Annotated in this window: 24 protein-coding genes; 14 read left to right on the top strand and 10 right to left on the bottom strand. The window is 72.5% G+C overall.

Translation table 11 applies throughout. The features are described from left to right. Positions 1-554 precede the first annotated feature (554 nt). From ACZ7H1_RS27510 to ACZ7H1_RS27495, 4 genes are all read left to right on the top strand, one after another. Positions 555-2,141: a molybdopterin-dependent oxidoreductase gene (locus ACZ7H1_RS27510; RefSeq protein WP_470790463.1), complete on the top strand. Its 1,587-nt coding sequence runs from the start codon at positions 555-557 to the stop codon at positions 2,139-2,141. A gap of 87 nt (positions 2,142-2,228) precedes the next feature. Beyond that, positions 2,229-2,888, top strand: coding sequence for a fasciclin domain-containing protein (locus tag ACZ7H1_RS27505; protein WP_470790462.1), 660 nt, complete (start codon positions 2,229-2,231; stop codon positions 2,886-2,888). A gap of 122 nt (positions 2,889-3,010) precedes the next feature. Further along, the gene (locus ACZ7H1_RS27500) at positions 3,011-3,355 is read left to right on the top strand and encodes an SCO0607 family lipoprotein (protein WP_470790461.1); all 345 of its coding nucleotides are present in this window, start codon (positions 3,011-3,013) and stop codon (positions 3,353-3,355) included. Continuing rightward, on the top strand, positions 3,336-3,512 hold the full coding sequence (locus tag ACZ7H1_RS27495) for a hypothetical protein (protein WP_470790460.1): 177 nt from the start codon (positions 3,336-3,338) through the stop codon (positions 3,510-3,512). The genes ACZ7H1_RS27500 and ACZ7H1_RS27495 overlap by 20 nt, the downstream gene beginning before the upstream one ends. A gap of 548 nt (positions 3,513-4,060) precedes the next feature. On the opposite strand, the gene ACZ7H1_RS27490 is transcribed toward ACZ7H1_RS27495, so the two are convergent. Next, positions 4,061-4,669, bottom strand: a complete 609-nt coding sequence (locus ACZ7H1_RS27490; RefSeq protein WP_470790459.1) for a TetR/AcrR family transcriptional regulator — start codon at positions 4,667-4,669, stop codon at positions 4,061-4,063. A 136-nt stretch (positions 4,670-4,805) separates the two neighbouring features. On the opposite strand from ACZ7H1_RS27490, the gene ACZ7H1_RS27485 reads away from it, so the two are divergent. Beyond that, complete coding sequence (locus ACZ7H1_RS27485; protein WP_470790458.1) at positions 4,806-5,672, top strand: NmrA family NAD(P)-binding protein; 867 nt, start codon at positions 4,806-4,808, stop codon at positions 5,670-5,672. Positions 5,673-5,723: 51 nt separating this feature from the next. Here ACZ7H1_RS27485 and ACZ7H1_RS27480 read toward each other — a convergent pair whose 3' ends face one another. Next, entirely contained in the window at positions 5,724-6,131 is a 408-nt protein-coding gene (locus tag ACZ7H1_RS27480) for a RidA family protein (protein ID WP_470790457.1), read from the bottom strand. Between the two features lie 142 nt (positions 6,132-6,273). Between ACZ7H1_RS27480 and ACZ7H1_RS27475 the strand changes: the two genes are divergently transcribed. The 8 genes from ACZ7H1_RS27475 to ACZ7H1_RS27440 all read left to right on the top strand — a co-directional run bounded on the left by ACZ7H1_RS27475 (position 6,274) and on the right by ACZ7H1_RS27440 (position 12,841). Beyond that, the gene (locus ACZ7H1_RS27475; RefSeq protein ID WP_470790456.1) at positions 6,274-6,654 is read left to right on the top strand and encodes a winged helix-turn-helix transcriptional regulator; all 381 of its coding nucleotides are present in this window, start codon (positions 6,274-6,276) and stop codon (positions 6,652-6,654) included. A 152-nt stretch (positions 6,655-6,806) separates the two neighbouring features. Next, positions 6,807-7,580, top strand: a complete 774-nt coding sequence (locus ACZ7H1_RS27470) for a M15 family metallopeptidase (RefSeq protein WP_470790455.1) — start codon at positions 6,807-6,809, stop codon at positions 7,578-7,580. Between the two features lie 312 nt (positions 7,581-7,892). Further along, positions 7,893-8,417, top strand: a complete 525-nt coding sequence (locus tag ACZ7H1_RS27465) for a GtrA family protein (protein ID WP_470790454.1) — start codon at positions 7,893-7,895, stop codon at positions 8,415-8,417. A gap of 479 nt (positions 8,418-8,896) precedes the next feature. After that, entirely contained in the window at positions 8,897-9,754 is an 858-nt protein-coding gene (locus ACZ7H1_RS27460; RefSeq protein WP_470790453.1) for an RNA polymerase sigma factor, read from the top strand. Positions 9,755-10,053: 299 nt separating this feature from the next. Beyond that, entirely contained in the window at positions 10,054-10,449 is a 396-nt protein-coding gene (locus ACZ7H1_RS27455; RefSeq protein ID WP_470790507.1) for an SsgA family sporulation/cell division regulator, read from the top strand. A 244-nt stretch (positions 10,450-10,693) separates the two neighbouring features. Next, positions 10,694-10,978, top strand: coding sequence for a hypothetical protein (locus ACZ7H1_RS27450; protein ID WP_470790452.1), 285 nt, complete (start codon positions 10,694-10,696; stop codon positions 10,976-10,978). Positions 10,979-11,067: 89 nt separating this feature from the next. Then, positions 11,068-12,015 (top strand): GlxA family transcriptional regulator, encoded by a 948-nt coding sequence (locus tag ACZ7H1_RS27445; RefSeq protein WP_470790451.1) that lies wholly within the window; start codon positions 11,068-11,070, stop codon positions 12,013-12,015. 157 nt (positions 12,016-12,172) lie between these two features. Continuing rightward, positions 12,173-12,841, top strand: a complete 669-nt coding sequence (locus tag ACZ7H1_RS27440) for a DJ-1/PfpI family protein (RefSeq protein WP_470790450.1) — start codon at positions 12,173-12,175, stop codon at positions 12,839-12,841. A 40-nt stretch (positions 12,842-12,881) separates the two neighbouring features. Here ACZ7H1_RS27440 and ACZ7H1_RS27435 read toward each other — a convergent pair whose 3' ends face one another. The 3 genes from ACZ7H1_RS27435 to ACZ7H1_RS27425 all read right to left on the bottom strand — a co-directional run bounded on the left by ACZ7H1_RS27435 (position 12,882) and on the right by ACZ7H1_RS27425 (position 14,954). Then, positions 12,882-13,544 (bottom strand): lysophospholipid acyltransferase family protein, encoded by a 663-nt coding sequence (locus ACZ7H1_RS27435; protein WP_470790506.1) that lies wholly within the window; start codon positions 13,542-13,544, stop codon positions 12,882-12,884. Between the two features lie 139 nt (positions 13,545-13,683). Continuing rightward, positions 13,684-14,169 (bottom strand): hypothetical protein, encoded by a 486-nt coding sequence (locus ACZ7H1_RS27430; protein ID WP_470790449.1) that lies wholly within the window; start codon positions 14,167-14,169, stop codon positions 13,684-13,686. A 344-nt stretch (positions 14,170-14,513) separates the two neighbouring features. Continuing rightward, positions 14,514-14,954: a MarR family winged helix-turn-helix transcriptional regulator gene (locus tag ACZ7H1_RS27425; protein WP_470790448.1), complete on the bottom strand. Its 441-nt coding sequence runs from the start codon at positions 14,952-14,954 to the stop codon at positions 14,514-14,516. A gap of 137 nt (positions 14,955-15,091) precedes the next feature. On the opposite strand from ACZ7H1_RS27425, the gene ACZ7H1_RS27420 reads away from it, so the two are divergent. Continuing rightward, the gene (locus ACZ7H1_RS27420; protein WP_470790447.1) at positions 15,092-16,585 is read left to right on the top strand and encodes an MFS transporter; all 1,494 of its coding nucleotides are present in this window, start codon (positions 15,092-15,094) and stop codon (positions 16,583-16,585) included. A 100-nt stretch (positions 16,586-16,685) separates the two neighbouring features. On the opposite strand, the gene ACZ7H1_RS27415 is transcribed toward ACZ7H1_RS27420, so the two are convergent. From ACZ7H1_RS27415 to ACZ7H1_RS27395, 5 genes are all read right to left on the bottom strand, one after another. Then, positions 16,686-17,606, bottom strand: coding sequence for an NmrA family NAD(P)-binding protein (locus tag ACZ7H1_RS27415; protein ID WP_470790446.1), 921 nt, complete (start codon positions 17,604-17,606; stop codon positions 16,686-16,688). Between the two features lie 101 nt (positions 17,607-17,707). Further along, on the bottom strand, positions 17,708-18,166 hold the full coding sequence (locus ACZ7H1_RS27410; RefSeq protein ID WP_470790445.1) for a hypothetical protein: 459 nt from the start codon (positions 18,164-18,166) through the stop codon (positions 17,708-17,710). 130 nt (positions 18,167-18,296) lie between these two features. After that, positions 18,297-18,818, bottom strand: coding sequence for a MarR family winged helix-turn-helix transcriptional regulator (locus ACZ7H1_RS27405; RefSeq protein ID WP_470790444.1), 522 nt, complete (start codon positions 18,816-18,818; stop codon positions 18,297-18,299). Between the two features lie 60 nt (positions 18,819-18,878). Continuing rightward, the gene (locus tag ACZ7H1_RS27400; RefSeq protein ID WP_470790443.1) at positions 18,879-20,162 is read right to left on the bottom strand and encodes a DUF418 domain-containing protein; all 1,284 of its coding nucleotides are present in this window, start codon (positions 20,160-20,162) and stop codon (positions 18,879-18,881) included. After that, positions 20,159-21,217, bottom strand: coding sequence for an alpha/beta hydrolase family protein (locus ACZ7H1_RS27395; protein WP_470790442.1), 1,059 nt, complete (start codon positions 21,215-21,217; stop codon positions 20,159-20,161). Before ACZ7H1_RS27395 ends, ACZ7H1_RS27400 begins: the two co-directional genes overlap by 4 nt. Between the last annotated feature and the right edge of the window lie 166 nt (positions 21,218-21,383).

Raw genomic sequence — 21,383 nt, 5'->3', positions numbered from 1 at the left:
ACACACCCCCCCCTCCCCCCCCCCCCCCCCCCCCCCCCCCCCCCCCCCCCCCCCCCCCCCCCCCCCCCCCCCCCCCCCCCCCCCCCGCACCCGGGCCGGCGCTACCACTTGTGGCAGTTCCAGTGGCCTTGGACCCAGTGGTTGGCACAATGGCCGGGGACCCAGTGCTGCTTCCAGTGGCCCTTGTCCCACCAGCCGTCGTGCCACTTGCGCGGTCACCCGTCAGCATCGAGCTCACCGAGCTCACCGAGCTCACCGAGGACGATGCCGCCGGGGCGGCATTCGCCGTACCGGACAGGCCCGCCAGCGAACCACCGGCCAGCAGACCGGCCGACGCCGCTCCGACGACCAGACGCCGCACGGACAGCGAAGCGGTCATCGCACCCACCTCCTCCCTTCATCAGCGGTCGGGACACCAGCTCCCTCACGAACAGGAGCATCACCCCAGATTCGGAATGAAAGGGACAAAGAATTGGAAACGACTCCGAGCGTCTCCGTACGGCGGATGTCACTCGTTCGGGCGGGGGACCAATCCGCCGGGCTGGCGCCTGCGAATGCGGGGTGTGAGCAGATTCCGCAGCACCACCTTCCGCGCCGCCCTGGGGGCGGCGGCCGGTCTTCTGGCCGCGTTCACGGCGCTGGCCGTGGCCGAGCCGGCCGCCGCCCTGGTGCGGCCGGCCGCCGGGCCGGTGACGGTGGTGGGCGGCGCGGTGATCGACCGGACTCCGGCCGCGGTGAAGGACTTCGCGATCCGCACGTTCGGGGAGAACGACAAGGCCGTCCTGCAAATCGGCATCCTCGCCCTGCTGGCGCTGTTCGCGATGTGTCTGGGCGTCCTGGCGCTGCGGTACCGGCGCGCGGGGGCGGCCGGTGTTCTGGTGTTCGGAATCGTCGGCGCGGCTGCGGCTCTGAGCAGGCCCGACTCCGCGGGCGCCGCCGACGCACTGCCGTCCCTCGCGGGTGCCGTGGGCGGGGCCGTCGTCCTGTACGTCCTGACAGGGAAAGCCACCCCCGCCGGCCCGCCGGCCGGTGATGAGCGCACCGGGGGCGGCTGGAGCCGGCGGGGGTTCCTCACCACGGCGGCCGTGACCGCCGCGGCCGCCACCGGCGCCGGGGCCGTGGGCCGATCGCTCTCCGGGCAGCGGGGGCAGGGCGCCGTCGCCTCCCGCAACGGCCTCGTGTTGCCCGCTCCGGCCTCGGCCGCAGCCGCGGTTCCGGCCGGCGCGCAGGTGGAGGTTGCCGGGATCAGCCCGTTCACCACGCCCAACCGCGACTTCTACCGCGTCGACACCGCTCTGGTCGTACCGAAGGTCGACGCCGGCACGTGGCGCCTGCGGATCCACGGCAAGGGCGTCACCCGGCCCACCGCCTTCTCCCTCGAACAGCTCCTCGCCCGCCCTCTCATCGAACGCGACATCACGCTGACCTGCGTCTCCAACGAGGTCGGCGGCCCCTACACCGGCAACGCCCGCTGGCTCGGTGTCCCGCTGGCCGGCCTGCTGGCCGAATGCGGCGTCAAGCCCCCCTCGGAGGGCGGCCGGGCCGATCAGCTGGTCGCCCGCTCCGTGGACAGCATGACGCTCGGCTCACCGGTCGAGGACGTCATGGACGGGCGCGACGCGATGCTCGCCCTCGGCATGAACGGCGAGCCGCTTCCCTTCGCCCACGGGTTCCCCGTCCGCATGCTCGTCCCCGGCCTGTACGGCTACGTCTCCGCCTGCAAGTGGATCACCGACATCGAGCTCACGACCTTCGACGCCTACGACCCGTACTGGGTCAGACGCAAGTGGGCCCGCCGGGCTCCGGTGAAGACCCAGTGCCGCATCGACACCCCCGAGCCCTTCGCCCGCCCCGCCTCCGGCACGGTCATCGTCGCCGGCGTCGCCTGGGCCCAGCGCCGCGGCATCTCCCGCGTCGAGGTCCGCATCGACGACGGGCCTTGGCAGGACGCCGACCTCGCCGCCCAGGACACCGTCGACACCTGGCGCCAGTGGTCCTGCCGCTGGCGGCCCGTCCCCGGCGGGCACACGATCACCGTCCGCGCCACCGACGGCACCGGCCGGGTGCAGACGGAGCGGCGTACCCGGACCATCCCCGACGGAGCGAGCGGCCGGCACAGCGTCTTCGTCACCGTCCCCTGAGACCGCCGCGCGGGCCGCACCCCGGCCGGCAAGAACCGCCCCGAGCCCTCTCATACCGAGACCGACCCATTCGAGGAGAACCTGATCATGAACAGCATGCGGGTCCGCCGTACCGCGATCGCCGTAGCCGCAGCCGCCCTGCTGCCGCTCTCCCTGGCCGCCTGCTCCGACTCCGGCAGCGACACCGGGGCCGCACCCGCCGGGGCCGGCGAGGACGCTCCCAAGACGGGCGAGAGCACCCCGGTGGACGACGACGCGATCACGGGCGGCCGGCCGTTCGGTCCGGCCTGTGCCGGTGTCCCGAGGGAGGGTGCCGGTTCCTTCGACGGCATGGCCGAGGACCCGGTCGCCACCGCCGCCTCCAACAACCCGGCCCTGTCCACCCTGGTGGCCGCCGTCAAGCAGGCCGGACTCGTCGACACCCTCAACAACGCCCGGAACATCACCGTGTTCGCGCCGACCAACGACGCCTTCGCGAAGATCCCGAAGGCCGACCTCGACGAGGTCCTCGCCGACAGGGCGACCCTGACGGACATCCTCACGTACCACGTGGTGGGACAGAAGCTGACTCCGAAGCAGCTGGAGAACGGCTCCTTCGCGACCCTGCAGAAGGGCATGGTCACCACCACGGGCTCCGGCGAGGCGTACGAGGTCAACGAGACCGCCGGCGTGGTGTGCGGCAACGTCAAGACCGCCAACGCCAACGTGTACATCATCGACACCGTCCTGATGCCGAAGCAGCCGTAGGCCCGGCGGAGGAGCGGCGAGTTGAGCATCCGTACGCCTGCCCCTGAGTACGCGTACTCAGGGGCAGGCGGTTCGTGGCGGCGAGAGTGGGTGCAGACGGAACGTCTGGACAGGAGAGAGTAATGCCTTCGACCCGCAGTATCGCCCGGCCCGCCACCGCCCTCCGGCCTCGCAGCGTCCGCCTTGCCGCTGCCGCCCTCGCCGGGGCGGCCGCCGCAATCGTGGCACTCACCGGATGTTCCTTCGAGTACAAGGAGGACATCTGCTCCAACGGCGAATACCCCGTCCTGTCAGTGGGCGGCACCGGATCGGCATGCGTCCCGGACGGTGAAGCGCCCCCGGCGGGATACGCGCGGTACCCGGAAGGGAAGGTGCCGCAGCAGGTGGACGACAAGTGGGACGTGTACTGGCGTACCCACACGCTCGACAAGGACGGCAACATCGTCGATGCTCCGGACCCGGGCTGACCCGACGGCGACCCGCACGCCCTCGTACTGCACCTACATTGCAGTTGCCGGCTCGGGAGCCGAGCGGGCCCCGCTGGAGGTGTCCGTCGACCCGTCCGCGCCGCTCGAGTACGCCGCCCCGACCCCGCTTCCCGCACCCCCGGCGAGGGCCGCCTGACGGCTCCTGGAAGGGGTGCCGACGGGGCTGGCCGAAGGTCGCCCCACTCCCTGGACACGGACCGACTGCACCCGTAAGAAACGGAGGTAATCGTTCAGAAGGTCGGCAAGTGAGTGGGGACCAGCGCGACATGATCGGTCCAATCGCCGAACGGCGGGTGAGGGCGACCCTCGACCAGGACAGAAGGGTCGCCGGGTCCGGCGATGACGGCTGAGGAACCACGCGGACCGATGCGCGACTTCAGCGCCTGGCTCCGGCAGTTCGAAGGCTCGCACACGCCCTTGGGTGAACTCGCACGCCTGGCCGCCGCCGATCCCTTCTGGCCAACAGGCCGCCACAGGTTCCAGGCTTACACCAGGCACCTCGAGGACAACGGGGCCGGTGCGGCAACGCTGGGGGCCCTGCTCGACGCGTGGATCCGCTGGGCCTCACACGCGCAGGACCAGGCCGTGCCGTCAAAACCCCTCCCCCCGCCACCGCCGGGAGGCGTCCCCGGGCCGGCGGGACCTCGTGACGGCGCGCCTCCGCGAGGGGCGTAGACGAGATCGTCAGTGCGCGGCGGACGGTCCGCGTCGGGCACGGGTGTCGAGGATCCCGGCGGTGAACTCCGCCAGTTGCCCGCGCAGTTCCTCGCGGGGCGCGCCCTTGTCGTCGGCGAGATGGGCGACGAGGTCGGCACGGGTGGCGGCGAGCAGGGCGTGGGCGGTGAAGTTCGTGTCGGCCGGGCCGGGGATCTGCTCCAGCAGGTCCCGGAGCAGGGCGTGCCAGCGCTCGTAGTGTGCGGTCCGGTAGGGGCTGTCCGCGCCGGTTCCCTCCAGGGCCAGGGCGAGGTGGCGGTTGTCGAGCTTGAAGCACAGGACGGCATCCAGCAGGGCGGGCACGCGCTGGAGCGGCGGCGTGGCGGGCCCCAGCGGCGGCGGGCCCTCTTCGACGGCGCTCCTGATCGGCTCGAGTCGCGCTTCGTACAGCGCGCCGATCAGTCCGGTGCGGTCGCCGAAGGCGCGGAAGAGCGTGCCCTTGCCGACGCCGGCCGCGGCCGCGATGTCGGCCATGGTCACGTCCTCGGGGCGCTGACAGTCGGTGAAGAGGGCGTCGGCGGCAGCGAAGACGGCCGCCCGGTTACGGGCCGCGTCCCTGCGTGGGCTGCGCTCGGGCATCGGGTTCCTCCGGTTGCGATACGGACCGCCGGTCCGTATCGTTCACCAAGAAGCGGACCGCTGGTCCGTATCGTACGGGACGGAGAGCAGCCCCATGCCCGCGACCACCTCTGCGACGGACCTTCACCCTCGCCCGATGACGCCCACGGGAACCACCCTGGTCATCGGCGCCACGGGCACGACCGGCAGCCGGACCGCCGGGCAGCTGATCGAAGCCGGCCACCGCGTCAGGGCCGCCGGCCGCCGAACGACCCCGCTCCCCGGGGCGGATCCGGTCCGCTTCGACTGGTACGACCCCGGCACCTTCGACGACGCCCTCGACGGAGCCTGCCGCGTCTACCTCGTGCCGCCCGTGGGGGATCCGGACCCGGCCGCGGTCATGCTGCCGTTCCTGCGGCAGGCTCGCGCGTCCGGCGTACGCCGCGCCGTTCTCCTCAGCTCCTCGGCCGTCCCCGAGGGCGGCCCGGCCACGGGGGTGGTGCACCGGGCGCTGCCCGGCCTGTTCGACCAGTGGGCGGTCCTGCGGCCTTCCTGGTTCATGCAGAACTTCACCGGAACGCACGCCCACGCGGACGGCATTCGCGAGGAGGGGATCATCCGGACGGCGGCCGGGGCCGGCCGGGTCGGCTTCGTCGACGCGGACGACATCGCGGCCGTTGCCGTACGCGCCCTCACGGACGACCGGGCGCCCAACTCCGACCTGGTCCTGACCGGTCCGGAGGCGCTCAGCCACGACGACGTCGCCGCGATCGTCACCCGGGTCACGGGCCGCCCCGTGGTGCACCGGCAACTGACCTACGGGGACATGCGCGACCGTCTGGCCGCGGTGATGCCGCCGGAGTTCGCCGCCATGCTGGCCGGCATGGACCGCGCCATCGCCGAGGGCGCGGAGGACCGTACCACCGACACCGTCCAGCGCCTCACCGGCCGCCCGCCGACTCCGTTCGAGGCGGTCGCCCGACGAGAACTTCGCGCGACGCCGGACGGCAGCCGCCTCCGGTAGGCGGGAGCACGCCGGAAGCCGTGCCACCGCGCGTGGGCGGACGGCGACCGTTCAGTCGATGACGGCGGTGGCTTCGACCTCGACCAGGTGCTCGGGTACGTCCAGTGCCGCGACGCCCAGGAGCGTGCCCGGCGGAACCGGCGTGACCCCCAGTTTCGCCGCCGCCCGGGCGATCCCCTCCAAGAGCAGGGGCATCTTGTCCGGGGTCCAGTCGACGACGTAGACGGTCAGTTTCGCCACGTCGTCGAAGGAGGCGCCGACCTCGGACAGGGCAGTGCCGATGTTGAGGTAGCACTGCTCGACCTGAGCGGCGAGGTCGCCTGCGCCGACCGTGACCCCGCCGGCGTCCCAGGCGACCTGTCCTGCGACGAAGACCAATTTCGACCCGGTCGCGATCGACACCTGCCGGTACACATCGACTTCCGGCAATCCGCCGGGGTTCACCAGGGTGATGGCCATGCTGCCCGCCTCCGTTGCTCCGGGCGACGCGTGCCCGCTTCCGTGGAACCGGGGATGCGTCGCTCTCTTGTGGTTACTCAGGAACCGTAGGAGAGTGGCCGCTGACATGGAAGAACGCACTTTTTAGTGACTGGGGAACCTGATGGTGACCAAGCAGTTCACGGGCTCGCCCGACGAGGCAGACCTCAGGCGCGCGGACTCGCTGGCGCGGGAGATCTTCTCGGACATCGCCAACAAGTGGGCGCTCCTGATCATCGAGGCCCTGGGTGAGCACACCCTGCGCTTCGGCGAGCTGCGGAACGAGATCGAGGGCATCAGCCACAAGATGCTCACCCAGAACCTGCGCATGCTGGAGCGCAACGGCCTGGTCGAGCGGACGGTGCACCCCGTCGTGCCGCCACGGGTCGAGTACACGCTCACCGAGCCGGGCCATGCCCTGCGGGTGACGATCGACGGACTCTGCGACTGGACCCACCGATACCTCGGCCACATCGAGGCATCCCGCCAGGGCTTCGACACCTGACGAGTCCCTGCTCCTTGTCCGTCCGCCGAGCGGGCGTAGAGCAGGGCTCAGCCGCCGCTCGAGCGGCGTTGAGTCACGCGGTGGTGTGCTGACGAAGGGCGCGGCAGCCGGTGCACGCCCTGGCACGCACACACCAGGACAAGGACACGCGCATGTCGGCACAAGATCTTCTGATTCTCCGTCAGTCACCTCAGGACGCACTCGCGCAGGAGCCCGCCGCGTCGGCACCCGGGGAGTTCGTGGACCTCGCACGCCTGAGAACCGGGATCATCCTGGACATCCGCTACGCAGGTCCGGACAACTTCGTGGGCAGTCCGATGGACGGCTACGAGGACGGCCTGTGCTTCATGACCCGGGTCGCCGCCCACGCCCTGGCAGCCGTACAGGTCGACGTCGCCGCCCAGGGCTACTGCCTCAAGGTCTACGACGCGTACCGGCCGGCCCGGGCCGTCGCGCACATCGCCCGCTGGGCGGCCGACCTCGACGACCAGCACACGAAGGCGGAGTTCTACCCGGACATCGACAAGTCACGGCTCTTCGCCGACGGCTACATCCACGCCAGGTCCGGCCACAGCAGGGGCAGTACGGTCGACGTGACCTTGGTGCGCGCCGGAGGGGCCCCGGTCGACATGGGAACCGAGTTCGACTGCTTCGACACCCGGTCCCACACCCTCGACCCGCGCATCCGCGGCGAGCAGCGCGCCCACCGGATGCTGCTGAAATCCGCCATGGAGCGGGCGGGGTTCGTGAACCTCGCCGAGGAGTGGTGGCACTACACCCACCGGGACGAACCGTTCCCGGACACCTACTTCGACTTCCCCGTCTCGCCCGCGTCCCTCACTGCATCCGCACGCCCCGCACTCACCGGTCGGCCCGCGGCGGTGCCGGTGCCGGATGCCGGGCGCTTCGCCAGCAGGGTGGCATAGCGGCGGGCGTGCACCTCCCGTGTGGCGCGCAGCACGCAGTGCCGTTGATGCGGCTCACAGGTCGAGCGGCATCAACGGCATAGCGTTCACCTCCAATCTATTGCAACGAAGTTGCTTAGATTGTTGCGTTAGCTCTGCATCAGTTGCAACGATTTGATCGCTATCACCTGCGATAACACCACTCAAGCGCAATAGCTACGTTGCTCGATCCATGAATGCAACGTAGCGTTTCCTTCATGAGAAACGACGGACCGGGGGCCTGTAGGCCGAGGGGTTCGCGTTCCGCGGAGTGAGTGGTCAAAGGGGTGGATCATGGAGACAGCGCAGAGCGAGCAGCAGGTGGCACCCGGCGCCTTCGCCTCCTTCGCCCGCTTCGTGCTCTGCGGCGGCGGGGTGGGGCTCGCGTCCAGCTTCGCCGTGGTCGCCCTCGCCTCCTGGATGCCCTGGGCCCTGGCCAACGCCCTGATCACGGCGGCCTCCACGCTCCTCGCCACCGAGCTCCACGCCCGCATCACCTTCGGCACCGGCGGGCGCGCCACCTGGCGCCAGCACGCACAGTCGGCCGGATCCGCGGCCGTCGCCTACGCCGTGACCTGCGTGGCGATGCTCGTCCTGCACCAGCTCGTGGCGGCACCCGGCCCGGTGCTCGAGCAGGCCGTCTACCTGTCCGCCTCCGCACTCGCCGGCGTCGCACGATTCGCGGTACTGCGCCTCGTCGTCTTCGCCCGCAACCGCTCGCAGGCCCCGGCCACCACCCCCACCGTGCACCCCGTGCCCGCGACCGTGGCCCGCACCACGGCACCCGCCGACCAGACGGCCCTCTGCCGCGCCGCCTGACGCCCGACGCCCGAAGTCGCGCAGCAGATGGATCGGCGAACGGCTCGCGATGGATTCGGGGTCACCGGGTCCGGAGCCAGTCGACCGCGGCTCCGATGGCGAAACTCCCGACCGCCGTTCCCATGCCGTACGCGATCCCCAGGACGACCCGGCGGCGGAGCGGGCGCAGCCTCCGCAGACGGGACGGCCGAGGGGCGACCGGGGCCGGGGACTCATCGGGTGCAGGGTGCCCGGTCGAATGCGGGGCCGGGCAGGAGGCTTTGTCTGCGGTCATGTGTCTCTCCCATTCGGAGGCGAGCGCGCGGTCGGCCGCGCGGGCCGTCGCCGGTTTATAGGCGCGGCGGCGGGGGTGTCCCCCCTGGCATTTCCTCGTTCAGCAGTTCGCCCGGTCGGCGGAGGGGGAAGACGAGGGCCGCCGTACCTAGAACTCCTCTGTCAGGTCCCGTCGGCAGTCCGTGCCGCGTGCCACGAGGAGGAACATGTCAGGACATGCCGAGGGCAGCGCATGGCCGGAGGCCGAAGCCGAGGAGGCCGAGCGGCCGCACCTCCCCGCGCCCGTATCCCCCGACTTGTTGCACCAGGTGGAGAGCCGCCTCGCCCCGCAGGCACGGCAGCCCGACGCCGACGAGTACCGCCGGCGCCTCGCCGCGGACGTCGCCGTCGTACGGGCCGTCCGGGCCGACGGGTACACCGGTGAGCGGACGGACCGGCTGATGCAGCGTCTGGCGGCCTACGGCTGGCCCGTGCTGAACCACTGGATCGCGACGGGCGAGATCTTCGCCCGCTGCTCGGCCCACGGCCGTCCCGTGCCGTCCCCGCCCGCCCATTTTCCGTGGACCGGCGAAGAGCACTCCACGCTCGCCACCGAAACCCTGCTCGCCGCGGTGCCGTTCTTCCGCCGGTACGCCCTCCAGCGCGGCCAGTGGGATCCCCGCCGGGGCGCGGGCCTGGCCACGTACTTCATGGGGGCGTGCGTCAGCTGTTTCGTCGTGACGTACCGCAAGTGGTGGAAGCAGCAGGCCGCCGACCAGCACCTGGCCCGCTGGGACGACAGCAGCGAAGCCCTGATCCAGCTGCCCGACCCACGGGCCCCCGACCCGTGCCGCGCGGCTGTCGTACGCGACGAGGTCGACAGGGCCCTGAGCCGTATCGACGACCCGAAACTCAAGGCCGCCATGGGGCTGCGGGCGCTCGGCTACACGGAGCGGGAGGCTGCCGAGCGCGTCGGTCTGACGCCCAAGGCGCTGGAGAGGCGCAGCAGCAAGCAACGCGACAAGCTCCGCAAGGCGGAGCCCGACACCACGGACGACCACGCTGAGGGGAGCAACGCATCATGAGCTCCGAGCACCCGCACGCCCCCGGGGGGGAGCCGCCGGACGAGTTCGAGGCACTGCTCGACGCCTCCACTCTCGGTACGGAGGCGACCCGCCGGATCTGCAGCGCCCTTCCCGACTCCGTCGCAGCGCGCCTCCAGGAGGCCGATGTCCCTTCCAGGGCCCACGAGGCCCGCGACGGGTACGAGGAGGACACCCTGTTCCTCGATGCCGATCTGACCCGGGCCCTCACCCGCCCTCGCAGCACCCCGCCGGCGCCCGGCCCGGCGGCGGACCGGGCTGCGGTGCACTGCGAACTGATCATGCGCGTCGTGGTCTCGTCCGAGTGCTCGCTCCCCGTGCCCACGGAGCTGTACTACAGCCCCCGGGACCCGTACGCCGTTCACGCCACGTTCCACACCGCGCCCGACGAGGCCGTGGAGTGGGTGTTCGCCCGCGAGCTGCTGGCCGGGGGGCTGCGGAGCACCGCCGGCACGGGCGACGTGCGGATCTGGCCCGAACTCAAGAACGGGCGGACGGAGATCTGCATCGTCCTGGACTCCCCCCAGGGCACGGCCCTGCTGATGGCTCCGAAGCGTGCGCTCAAGGCCTTCCTCCAGCGTACGAACAAGGCCGTGCCGCCGGGTTCGGAGCGCCATCAGATGACCACCGACAGCCTGTCCGACTTCCTCAACACGCTGGGCCAGAGCAGCGACTGAGGACCGCCGAACCCGCGTTCGCCGGACCGGAGAAGTCGGTTCCCGTCCGGCGGTGGGCGCCCAGCTGCCACCGGGACCGCCCGGGCGTTCCCGCCGACGCGGCGGCCCGCGCGCTGGTGGCCCTCGCCCTGGCCGGCGACGGCCCGGAGCCCGCCGTCGTGCACCATCTGCACGACCCGCGACAGACGGGCGCGGGCGCGTTCCTGCGGGTCTTCGACGAGCGGCGCGGGACGCGGTCGGAGCGGTGGCGCTCGGCGAGTGGCTGCGCCGCCTCAGGCAGGCGAGCGACGCCGGGCGCGACCTGCCGTTCCTGCCGTACCTGGACATGTTCCAGCAGGCCGTCGAGCACACGGAGAACCCTGCGGGCGCCGCGAGCGCTGCGGACGCCGCGGATCTCCCGGCCGACACCTACCGCAACGACCGGACCCTGCGCGCCCTGGAGCGCCTCGGCGTGGCCGTGCCCGAGGTCGACGAGCGGATGATCCGGGACTTCTGGCGGCACCTGGAAGCCGCCGGAGAGCTCGGCTGACGGCCCGCCTGGGGCCGGGCCTCTGAGGACGAGGCCCGGCCCGAGGCCGTGTCCGCCCGGTTCGGGGCGGTGACGTAGGGTCCAGCCGTATGCACGTGGTTGCGGTACTCGCGCTCGACGGAGTCTCGGCGTTCGATCTGGCCATCCCCTGCCAGGTGTTCACGCTCGCGGCCTGCCCCGACGGGAGCCCGGCGTACGAGGTGCGCGTCTGCGCCGATCACCCCGTCACGACGGCCGCCGGCCCCGCGGAACCGTTCCGCCTCTCCGCGCCCTTCCGCTGGGACGACGCCCGCGACGCGGACACCATCGTCGTTCCCGGCATTCCGCCCGAGCAGCCGCCCCACCCCGGCGCGGTCCGGTTGCTGCAGGAGGCCGCGGCCCGGGGAGCCCGGATAGCCTCCGTCTGCACCGGGGCTTTCGTACTCGCCGAGGCCGGCCTGCTCGACGGGCGCCGGGCCACGACCCACTGGCAGTTCGCCGGTGACCTGGCCGAGCGGTTCCCCGGCACGGACGTCGACCCTTCGGTGCTGTACGTCGACGACGGGCAGGTGCTGACCTCCGCGGGCATCGCCGCGGGGCTCGACCTGTGCCTGCACATGGTGCGCCGCGACCGCGGCGCGACGACGGCGGCGCAGGTCGCCCGCGTGCTGGTCATGCCGCCGCAGCGCACGGGCGGCCAGGCCCAGTTCATCGAGTACCCCTCCCCCGCGACCGATTCCGCCGACCTGGGTGCCACGTTGCAGTGGATGCGCGACAGGCTCCAAGAGCCCCTCACCATCGGCGACATCGCCGCGCAGGCGATGATGAGCAGGCGCAGCCTTGCCCGGCACTTCCGCGCCCAGACGGGCACCACGCCGTTGCGCTGGCTGCTCGCCCACCGCATCCAGCGCGCGCGGGAACTCCTGGAGAGCACCGACCTGACCGTGCAGGGCGTGGCGGAGGCCACCGGGTTCGGCTCCGTGGAGACCCTGCGCCACCACTTCGCACGCCACGTCGGCACCACACCGTCGTCGTACCGCACTGCCTTCCGCGTATGAAGCCCGCAGCAGCGGGCTGGCCGTAACTTACGCACCATGGGCACTGGTGCCGGTGTTGCCGGGCTCCGCGCACGGGAAGACTGAACGGGTCCTGGCGCCCCCGCCGCCCGGTGATGGGCGATCGGGGACGCCTTCCCCGCGTATGCACGGAGGATCCATGCCGCCCACCGGACAGCCCCTGTCCCCGCCCATATCCGGCAGCTCGCGCCGCGCACCGCTGCGCGTCCACACGGTGCTGTACGACGGCGTGGAGGAGCAGGACTTCGCAGGCCACGTCGAGGTCTTCGGAATCGCCGGGGAAGACCTCGTCGCACAGTCCTTCGTCACCGCCGACGGGCCCCGCACGGTACGGACGTCCGCCGGCATGGAGATCGTCTGCCGTACCCCGTGGTCGCCCCGCTCGGCGGATCTGATCGTGGTGCCCGGAGGCGGATACGGCGAAGGCTCGGCCGTCGAGCGGGAAGTGAAGTCCGGGGTGCTGCCGGGTGCTCTGGCTGCGGCACGCAGGCCCGGCCTGATCCTGGGCGCGGTGTGCACCGGCACCTTGCTCCTCTCCGCCGCGGGGCTCACCCGGGGACGCCCGTGCACCACGCATCACATCGCCAGGGAAGACCTGGCGGAGCAAGGCGGCCGCGTGGTCGGCGGCAGGGTCGTCGACGACGGCGACCTGGTGACGTGCGGAGGCGTCACCTCCGGCATCGACCTGGGCCTGTGGCTGCTCGAACGGTTCCACGGTCCGCAGACAGCGGTGTTCGCCGAAGAGGTCCTCGAATACGAGCGCCGGGGAACCGTATGGCGTTCGCAGGCACCCGGCAACCCCACCTGAGCCAAGGAAAGGAGACCCCGCGGAGGAACCGGTCCGCGGACTACGCGGCGAGCGCGGCGGGCTCGTCCAGGTGGGCGGCTGCCGTCCGCCACGCGCGGGTCACCGCGGTCCGGGCCCGCGTCGTGCGCACCTCCTGATCGCCCGTCAGCCGCAGCGGAGCACCCACGTGCACGTGCAGGTCCGGGCGGCGCAGCGGCGCGGTGGCCAGCCCCGCGAGCTGCTTGGCGACGCTTCCGGAGGTGATGCGGCGGGCTCCGGCCTGACCCACGGGTACGACGGGAGCGCCGGTGCGCTCGGCGAGGCGGGCGAGGCCGCTGCGGAAGGCACCGGGGGCGGCCTCGGCGACGTCGTTGCGGAGCGGCAGGCCGCCCTCGGCGTAGATGAGGACCAGCCGCCCCTGTCGAAGGGCGTCCGCAGCGGTGTCGAGCGCGGCCGAGGCCCGCCGGTCGCCGCGGAACACCGGGATGTGGCCCCCGCCTGCCAGCGCGCGGCCCAGCAGCGGGACGCGCCACAGGCCCGCGGCAGCCATGACGACCGGCTCGACGCCCAGGCGGTGCAGGGCGGCGAGCACGACGGCCGGGTCCGCGAGCGAAGTGTGGTTCGCGGCGATGATGCTGCCCGGTGCGAGTGCGGCATCGGCGTCGGCGGTCACCGACAGGCGCCCGAAGACGGGCAGCAGGGTGTCGGCGATGCGGCTGAGCATGGAGGGGCTCCCGGTCTCGGCGGTGTCGGCGGTGTCGCTCGTCATCGCCATCGTCGGTGGCGGGTGCCGCCGGGCGCGTGAGTCGTCGTACTCATTCCGGCGCCCGGCATACCCGGCACGACCGCGAACCGGCGCCCTGTTACTCGCAGAAGACCTCTCGCGCCACGTCCGCGCCCTTGTTCCAGCCGTCCGAGAACGCCTCGTTCGCCGACGGCGGAGGAGTGGCGTCGCAGTCGTCACGCACGGCGTCCCAGCCCGCAGTGAGCCCCGCCTTGTAGGAGGTGCCGGGTGTGGCGGAGGCCTCCGGGCCCCCGGTGCACACGGTGGTCCGGCCGCCCTGTGTCACGGCGTACCTGTCGTCGGTCTTGTTCGCGATCTTGAAGGCGCCGCTGTCCGGTACGTTGAAGTACGTCGGGCCCTCGCTCGGCGAGGACAGCAGGGCCTGTCCCCCGGTGAATCCCTCGCCCGAGACGCTCACCCGCTCCGCCGGGTCCGCGGCGGACACGGTACAGGTCGCGGCAGGCGCAGCGAGGGACTGGCCGAAGGCCGCCGGAGCCGCCGCGAGCGCCGAAACGCCCAGCGCGATCGCAGCGGCAGCGGCAGTGGTGCGCGCACGTCGGTGCATGGTGCTTCTCCTCGTCAGGGCTCCTGGCCGAGAGGGCCTCGTGGGAGCGGCGCGCCGAGGGGCAGACGAGTACCGGTCCGGCAACCGCCGGGGCCCCGGGCGGGCACGTGATGCTGCCTTCGCGTCGGCGGGCCGTAGTCGCTCCATCGTCCCCCGGCGGGTTCGGTGTGTCGACCGGACGGGGGATCACTGCACGCCGACGCCGGGCACACGACGCGGCATGGGGACCACGCCGGGCGGATCGCCACTGGAGTACGTGCAGCTCGTCCTCGACTCCGGCTTCGACTCCGGCCGGGCGCGCCCCGGCGCCCAGGGGTGGGCGGTGCCGGTGGTGCGGCTTTGGCTCAGCGGCCCTTCTCCATGCCCGGGCGCAGTCGCTCCAGCAAGGCGTACAGGGTCGCGCTGTCGTCCGCGCCGAGCGTGTCGAGTGCGCCGTGGGTGGCCTGCATCTCCTCGCGGACGCGACGGAGGATCTCCCGGCCCTCGTCCGTCGGGACGACGTTCTTGACGCGCCGGTCGGCGGGGTCGGGCTCGCGGCGGACCAGTCCGCGGGCTTCCAGGCGGTCCACGATCCCGGTGACGTTCGACGCGTCGCACACCAGCAGGGTGGCGAGGGCGCGCATCGGCAGCGGGCCGTCGAGCTGGGCGAGGAGCTTGGCCTGCGTGGACGTGAGTCCGTGGCGTGACGCCGCGGCGGCGAAATCGCGCCACTGCGCCGTACCGATGGCGGCGAGCAGCTCCAGCAGCTGCAGCTTCGTGGGGGCCTCGGGGGTCGTCGCGCTCATGGTCCGAGCGTAGGCCAGGTCCTTGACATTATCAACTGTTTACTTGACCACCTTAACCATCTCCCCCTACCGTCGGGGAAGTACTTGATGACTTCAAACATCTACGATCTGAAGCACTGAGAAGGTCTCCTCCCGCCATGAGCCGAACCACTTCCCCGTCCGCCGCCGCCGGGCACGGGCGCGAGACAGCCGTCGTCTTCGCCCTGAGCCTCGCCGCCATGGTCGTGTCGATGATGCAGACCCTGCCGGTCCCGATCCTCGGTCTCATCCGCGCCGACCTCGGCACCTCGACCGCCGACGTGAGCTGGGTGACCACCGCCACCCTGCTCTCCGCGGCCGTCTTCACACCGCTGCTCGGACGCTTCGGCGACCAGCACGGCAAGAAGCCCACCCTGGTGGCCGTCCTCGGCCTCATGGTCGTGGGGTCCGTCATCGCCGCCCTGGCGACCTCGCTGCCGCTGCTGATCCTGGGCCGCGTGCTGCAAGGGGCCGCGACCGCGATCTTCCCGCTCGCCCTGTCCGTCCTGCGGGAGGAGGTCCGGCCGCAGAAACTGCCCGGCGCGATGTCGCTCGTCAGCGGAACCCTCGCGTTCGGAAGCGGCCTCGCGCTCGTCGCCACCGGCCTGCTCACCTCCGGCTCCGGGGCCGACTACCGCAGCGCCTTCTGGATGGCGACCGGTTTCGCCGTGGTCGCCCTGCTCGCGGTCGTCTTCCTGGTCCCCGCGACCCGGCACAAGACGGGGGGCCGTACCGACTTCCTCGGCGCCCTGACCCTGGGAGCCGCCCTCCTGCTGCTCCTGCTGCCCGTCTCGCAGGGCAACGAGTGGGGCTGGACCTCGACCCGCACCCTGGGCAGCTTCGCCGGTGCGGCCGTCATGACCGCCGTGTGGGTCCTCGTCGAGAGGAAGGTCCGCGAGCCCCTCGTCGACATGCGGATGTTCGTCCACCGGCCGGTGCTCATGGCGAACCTGGCCGGCATCCTGGTCGGCTTCGGGATGTTCGCGAACTTCCTGGGCGTCTCCTACCTCGTGCAGATGCCGGAAGCCCTCACCGGATACGGCTTCGACGCCTCCATCCTGCGCGCCTCGGTGCAGTTCCTGCTGCCCGGCGCGATCGTCTCGCTGCTCGCCTCCCCGGTCGGCGGCGCGATCGTCCGCCACCGCGGCCCGCGCGCGGCACTGGGCCTGGCCGCCGGCCTGGGCGCCCTGGGCTTCGGCTGGCTCGCCCTCGACCACTCCCACACCGTTTCGGTGATCGGCGCCGGCATGATCGTCGGCGCGGCCGTCAGCTTCGGCTACGCAGCCATGCCGGCCGTCATCATGGCGAGCGTCCCGCCCCACCAGAGCGGCATCGCCAACGGCATCAACTCCATCTCCCGCTCCACCGGAAGCGCGATCGGCAGCGCCGTCGTCACCACGATCCTGGCCTCGCAGACCCTCGAGAACCTGCCCGCCGGCGCCCCGGCCCTTCCCGCCGAATCCGGCTTCACCCTGACCTTCTGGATCGGGGCCGCGGCCTTCGCCCTCGTCGCGGTCATCGGCCGACTGGGCCTGCGCGGCCGGCAGGCGCCCCGTACGGCACCGGTGAGCTCCCCCGCCGCCGCGGAGGTCGCCGAACCGGCCACCCGTTGACGGCTTCGACCGGCTTCGACCGGCTTCGACCGGCACCGCCGACCGGCCCCGGCCCCCGCCGCGGGGGCCGGGGCCCGCAGCGCGCGGCTACCGGAGACGGCTACGGGAGAAGCGGCCATGGGGACAGGGGCGACCGCGCCTCGGACGGGGTGCCCTCCGGGAGCGCCGTGAACCGGGTGAGATGCTCGCGCACGAAGGCTGCGAGCGTCCGCGCCGGTCGTCCCAGGATGCTTCGCTCGGTGCCGTTCGCGGCTTCGGGGCGCGTGACGGCCAGCTGCTGGATCTCCACCACGTGCGCCGCGAGCCAGTCCGGCATACCGGCGGCACTCAGGAGATGAGCACGGAACGCGTCCGGCGGCAGGTCGACGCAGCGGACGGGGCGGCCGGTCAGCCCTGCCAGCAGCGCGGCAAGCTGCCGCTGGGTGAAGGCCTCGGGTCCGGTCAGCGTGTAGACGCCTCCGGCGAGGTCGTGGCGCAGAAGGGCCGCGGCGGCGACGTCGCCGATGTCGCGGACGTCGATGTAGTTGCAGGGCGCGTCGCCCAGGGAGCCGACGAGCACGCCCTCGGCGATCGCGGGCGCGTTCAGGAGCAGCTTCTGCATGAACGCGTACGGCCGCAGCACGGTACCGGTCATGCCGCTCCCGGCGAGGCGGCTCTCGATCCGCCAGTGCCCGCGTGAGACCGCCACCGGCGAGTCGGGCCCGGCCGCCGGGGCGGAGAGTTTGACGACGTGGCGCACTCCGCTGCTCGCGGCGGCGTCGAGCACGTTGCACTCCAGTTCGACCTGGTGCGGGCCGTTGGCCATGGACAGGAAGAGCTGGGTGGAACCGGCGAACGCGCTGCGCAGGGAGCCGGGGTCCTCGGCGTTCGCACCGACCACCTCGACCGGCGCCTGCGCGCCGATGGCGGCGCGCAGCGCGTCGGGCGTGCGGCTGACGGCACGGAAGGGGACGCCGAGTTCGACGAGGCGCCGGACCAATGCGCCGCCGGTGGCGCCGGTCGCGCCCATGATGGTGATCACAAGGATGCCTTTCGTGGTGGGTGAGTTGACCACAGGGGGGTGGGGGCGGCAGCGGCCCGCAGACCGAAGGCCCCGTACGGGCAGCGGCGGCGAGTGACTGATCACCCCTGCCGGATGACGGCGCCGCGCCAGCGCCAGCCGACGATCGCAGCGGCCAGGGCGGCCGCCAGCGGGAGGTCCGTGCGCAGCCGGTCCGGCCACGCGGTGTCGCCCGGGCCGGTGTGCGCGGGTATCCACTCGGACGCGAACCACCCGACGGGACCCGCCACCGCGGCGGCGGCGAGGCCGAGTCCGAGGGCGAGCACCGGTCGCGGCACGGCCGTGGTCCACCGGCGCGGCCGGACCCGGCCGCTCAGCCGGCTGCCGACCACCGCGGCCGACAGGGCCGACGTGGCACCGATGGACGTGAGGGCGGCCGCGGTCAGGCCGGGCTGTCCGCTGACGATCCCGCCGAGTCCGGCGGTGAGCGCGGGGGCCAGGTAGGAGATCAGGACCTCTTTCCAGAGAGTGAACGGGCGGGTGGCGGAACCGCGCTCGGCGTTCCTGCGGGTACGGCTCATGGTGACCCCTGGACCAGTAATTAGGAGGCTAACTATGTAGCTAAGAGAAAGGGAAGGGCGACGCCTCCAATGGAGGCGACCGCCGTTCCCTCAGGTTGTTGGTGCGACCGGTTCGGCGCGCAGGGGCCGACTACGGCTCGGTCAGCGCGCCGATGCCCCGCGTGATGCGCTCCAGGAGGCCGAGGAACAGCCCGCGCTCGTCGGGGGTCAGACCTCCGACCATCGCCTGGAGGCGCGCGAAGTGGTCACCGGCCATGTCGCGCAGGCGCCGGGCACCGCGCGCCGTGAGGACGACCACCGAGCCCCGCCCGTCCTCCGCAGACGCGCGGCGCACCACCAGGCCCTCCCGCTCGAGACCGTCCACCAGGCCGGTCACGGTGGCCCTCGAGACGCCGAGGCTCTGCGCGAGACGCGACGGCGACTTCTCGCCGTCGGCGTCCTCGAGATCCACCAACAGGCGATAGCGTCCCGTGGACAGCCCGGAGCGCGCGAAGTGCACCTCGGACGCACGGTCCAACCTCGCACCCGCGTCCATCAGCCGCACCGCCACGAGCACCGACTGCGGATCGGCGTCGAGGCCGTACCGCTCGATCTGCCGTCGGGCCTGATCGAGCGTGGGCGCCGCTCCGCGGTCCTCCTCATCGAGACTCATGGAAATAGTGTGGCACCTAACTATGTTCTGGTCAAGCGCAGGCGTGCGACAGCGCGCCGTTCACCGCTTCCAGCGAGGGCGTCTGGCCAGGGTGACCGCGCGCAGCACCCACTCCACCGGCCCGTACGGGTGCCGGGCCAGCCACCAGCGGCTGAAGAGCAGCTGGACGGCGAACAGGGACAGGGCGGTGAGGGCGACGAGCGCGGGCGCGAGACGGCCCACGAGGGCCGCGCCGAACCCGGTGAACACGAAGGCCAGTACCAGCGACTGGGTGAGGTAGTTGGTCAGCGTCATGCGGCCCGCGGGAACCAGGAGGCTCGCCAGCCTTCGGCCCCGGCGGGCGGCCAGTGCGCGGAGCAAGGTGGCGGCGTACGCGGCCGCCAGCAGCGGCGCGGTCACCACGTCCACCGCCACTGCCACGAGCTGGTACGCGGTACCCGAATGCCCCTGGGAGGCGTGCGCCCAGACCAGGCCGCCGGCGACGCCTGCGGTGAAACCGGCCCACTGCAGGCGGCGCAGCAGCGGCGCGTGGGGAGTGAGGTCGGTCAGGAACCCGCGCTTGCCGGCCGCCAGGCCCAGCAGGAACGCGGCGAAGGCCGCCGGCGCCTGGAAGAAGGCCAGCATGAACGCCACGTCGGGCAGCTGCCGCAGGTGGGCCGCGATCACCGAACCGGCGTCGCCGCGCAGCGCCTCGGTGGCCTGGCGGCCCTGTTCGGTGACGGCGGCGGTGTCGATGCCACCGCCCCCGGCGGCGGCGAGCGCCCAGGCGAGCAGCAGGTAGCCGACGGCGGTGAGGGTGAACAGGGCGACGGCGGCACGTACGGCGGTGCGCGGGCGGATCCGGTGCACGGCGAGCAGGGCCAGCCCGAGCACGGCGTAGGTGGTGAGGATGTCGCCGGGGAAGAGCAGGACGGCGTGGCACAGGCCGAGGACGAACAGCCCTGCGCAGCGCCGCAGGAAGCGGGGCAGGAAAGCGGTGCCGTCGCGGTCCGCGGAGGCCAGTTGGAGGGTGAAGCTGTAGCCGAAGAGGAAGGAGAAGAGCAGGTAGAACTTCGCCTCGAAGAAGGCCTCGGTGACGAAGCGGACCGTGGTGTCCAGCGGGGCGTCGAAGGCGGGGTCGTCGACGCCGGTGCCCTGGTGGGCCGAGGCCATGAAGGTGATGTTGACGAGCAGGATGCCCCAGAGGGCGAAGCCGCGCAGGGCATCGACGTCGGCGAGGCGCCGCCCGGCCGGGGCGGCGGACGCACCGGCCGGGGCGGCGGACGCACCGGCCGGGGCGGCGGACGCACCGGATGGGGAGGTGTGCCCGCCGGCGGCCGGTCCTGCGCTGTGTCCGGTGGTCATCGCTTCGCTCCTGCGGTGTCGACGGCGGCCAGGAAGTTCCGCTGGTCGGCCAGGAAGCCGTCGGCGAACAGGGCCCGCGGGGCCCCCACGGCGGTCACGGTGAGGCGCAACGGCGAGGTCTCGACGGCGTGTTTGACCAGGCCGTGGGTCGCGTCGGGATAGCGGGCGATGCGGAGCGCCGGGCCGGGAAGCAGCCGGCGGTAGGCGGTCTCGGTGTCGGCGACGTCCACGTTCACGTCGCGTCCGGCGAGGACGAGCATGACGGGCAGGCCGCGCAGCGCGGGCAGGTCGGCCGTTGCGTCGGCGGTGTGGTTCTCGGAGACGAAGCGCCAGCGGGCGGGGGTCATGCCGTCCGGGTCGCCGACCGCGCGCACGTACGCGTCGAACGGGGCGCCGCGCTCCAGCAGTTCCAGTCCGGTCTCGCGGCGGCGCAGGGCGGTGGCGACCTCGGCGTCGGAGGCGCCGTCGCGGCGCAGTCCGGCGAGGAGGTTGTAGCGGCCCTGCCGGAGCCAGTTGACGGCGGGCGAGACGGCGATGACGAAGCGCACGCCGCCGTCCTTGGCAGCGATCTTGGGCAGGACCCAGCCGGCCTGGCTGGCGCCCCACAGGCCGGTCCGGCGCCCGTCGATGTCGCTGCGCTGCCGGGCCCAGGCGAGGGCGTCCACGGCCTCGTCGGCCCGGTCGTCCATGCTCTGGTCGAGCCAGTCGCCGGGCGCGCCGTCCACACCCGGCTTGTTCCAGGAGAGCGAGGCGTAGCCGGCGCGCGCGAAGGACTCCCAGAGCGGCCGGTAGAAGCCGTCGTGCGTGGCGTCGACCGGGCCGTCCCCATGGACGAAGACGACCAGCGGAAAAGGGCCCTCGCCCTGCTCGGGCAGGGCCAGCACGCCCTGCAGGGTCCGGCCGCCGTGGCGTACGGTCACCGCCTCCTCCCGCAGGTCGTAGGTGTTCTGCCAGACGACCAGCCCGCCCAGTGCGGCGGCCGCTGCGACCAGTGCGGCCAGTGTCGCGAGCAGCGCCCGTGCCACCCGGCGGCGTTTCGTGCGTATCGGTGTCATCAGACCCGACCCCCAAATCGATCGATCCATGAACGCTCGTTCTCGAATCGACCGTATCGTGTTCATGCGTCGAACGCGAGGAGGAAGCGTGATCGATCGAGAGGTCGTTCTCGGCGCGGGGCCCGCAGGGGCCCCACCGCTCGTGCGCCTCGCCGACCGCCCGGCG

The organism is Streptomyces sp. NPDC037401 (assembly GCF_055602345.1).
The sequence above is the reverse complement of the archived record's forward strand: the minus strand, read 5'-3'. Positions and strand labels throughout refer to the sequence as shown.

Bases quoted from the DNA above. Each gene is read 5' to 3' on its own strand.
- ACZ7H1_RS27510 (WP_470790463.1), top strand. From the start codon at position 555: ATGCGGGGTGTGAGCAGATTCCGCAGCACCACCTTCCGCGCCGCCCTG.
- ACZ7H1_RS27480 (WP_470790457.1), bottom strand. From the start codon at position 6,131: ATGGCCATCACCCTGGTGAACCCCGGCGGATTGCCGGAAGTCGATGTG.
- ACZ7H1_RS27485 (WP_470790458.1), top strand. From the start codon at position 4,806: ATGACGCCCACGGGAACCACCCTGGTCATCGGCGCCACGGGCACGACC.
- ACZ7H1_RS27470 (WP_470790455.1), top strand. From the start codon at position 6,807: ATGTCGGCACAAGATCTTCTGATTCTCCGTCAGTCACCTCAGGACGCA.
- ACZ7H1_RS27435 (WP_470790506.1), bottom strand. From the start codon at position 13,544: ATGCTCAGCCGCATCGCCGACACCCTGCTGCCCGTCTTCGGGCGCCTG.
- ACZ7H1_RS27505 (WP_470790462.1), top strand. From the start codon at position 2,229: ATGAACAGCATGCGGGTCCGCCGTACCGCGATCGCCGTAGCCGCAGCC.
- ACZ7H1_RS27465 (WP_470790454.1), top strand. From the start codon at position 7,893: ATGGAGACAGCGCAGAGCGAGCAGCAGGTGGCACCCGGCGCCTTCGCC.
- ACZ7H1_RS27430 (WP_470790449.1), bottom strand. From the start codon at position 14,169: ATGCACCGACGTGCGCGCACCACTGCCGCTGCCGCTGCGATCGCGCTG.
- ACZ7H1_RS27440 (WP_470790450.1), top strand. From the start codon at position 12,173: ATGCCGCCCACCGGACAGCCCCTGTCCCCGCCCATATCCGGCAGCTCG.
- ACZ7H1_RS27495 (WP_470790460.1), top strand. From the start codon at position 3,336: ATGCTCCGGACCCGGGCTGACCCGACGGCGACCCGCACGCCCTCGTAC.
- ACZ7H1_RS27420 (WP_470790447.1), top strand. From the start codon at position 15,092: ATGAGCCGAACCACTTCCCCGTCCGCCGCCGCCGGGCACGGGCGCGAG.
- ACZ7H1_RS27395 (WP_470790442.1), bottom strand. From the start codon at position 21,217: ATGACACCGATACGCACGAAACGCCGCCGGGTGGCACGGGCGCTGCTC.
- ACZ7H1_RS27455 (WP_470790507.1), top strand. From the start codon at position 10,054: ATGCGCGTCGTGGTCTCGTCCGAGTGCTCGCTCCCCGTGCCCACGGAG.
- ACZ7H1_RS27490 (WP_470790459.1), bottom strand. From the start codon at position 4,669: ATGCCCGAGCGCAGCCCACGCAGGGACGCGGCCCGTAACCGGGCGGCC.
- ACZ7H1_RS27500 (WP_470790461.1), top strand. From the start codon at position 3,011: ATGCCTTCGACCCGCAGTATCGCCCGGCCCGCCACCGCCCTCCGGCCT.
- ACZ7H1_RS27400 (WP_470790443.1), bottom strand. From the start codon at position 20,162: ATGACCACCGGACACAGCGCAGGACCGGCCGCCGGCGGGCACACCTCC.
- ACZ7H1_RS27460 (WP_470790453.1), top strand. From the start codon at position 8,897: ATGTCAGGACATGCCGAGGGCAGCGCATGGCCGGAGGCCGAAGCCGAG.
- ACZ7H1_RS27410 (WP_470790445.1), bottom strand. From the start codon at position 18,166: ATGAGCCGTACCCGCAGGAACGCCGAGCGCGGTTCCGCCACCCGCCCG.
- ACZ7H1_RS27445 (WP_470790451.1), top strand. From the start codon at position 11,068: ATGCACGTGGTTGCGGTACTCGCGCTCGACGGAGTCTCGGCGTTCGAT.
- ACZ7H1_RS27405 (WP_470790444.1), bottom strand. From the start codon at position 18,818: ATGAGTCTCGATGAGGAGGACCGCGGAGCGGCGCCCACGCTCGATCAG.
- ACZ7H1_RS27425 (WP_470790448.1), bottom strand. From the start codon at position 14,954: ATGAGCGCGACGACCCCCGAGGCCCCCACGAAGCTGCAGCTGCTGGAG.
- ACZ7H1_RS27475 (WP_470790456.1), top strand. From the start codon at position 6,274: ATGGTGACCAAGCAGTTCACGGGCTCGCCCGACGAGGCAGACCTCAGG.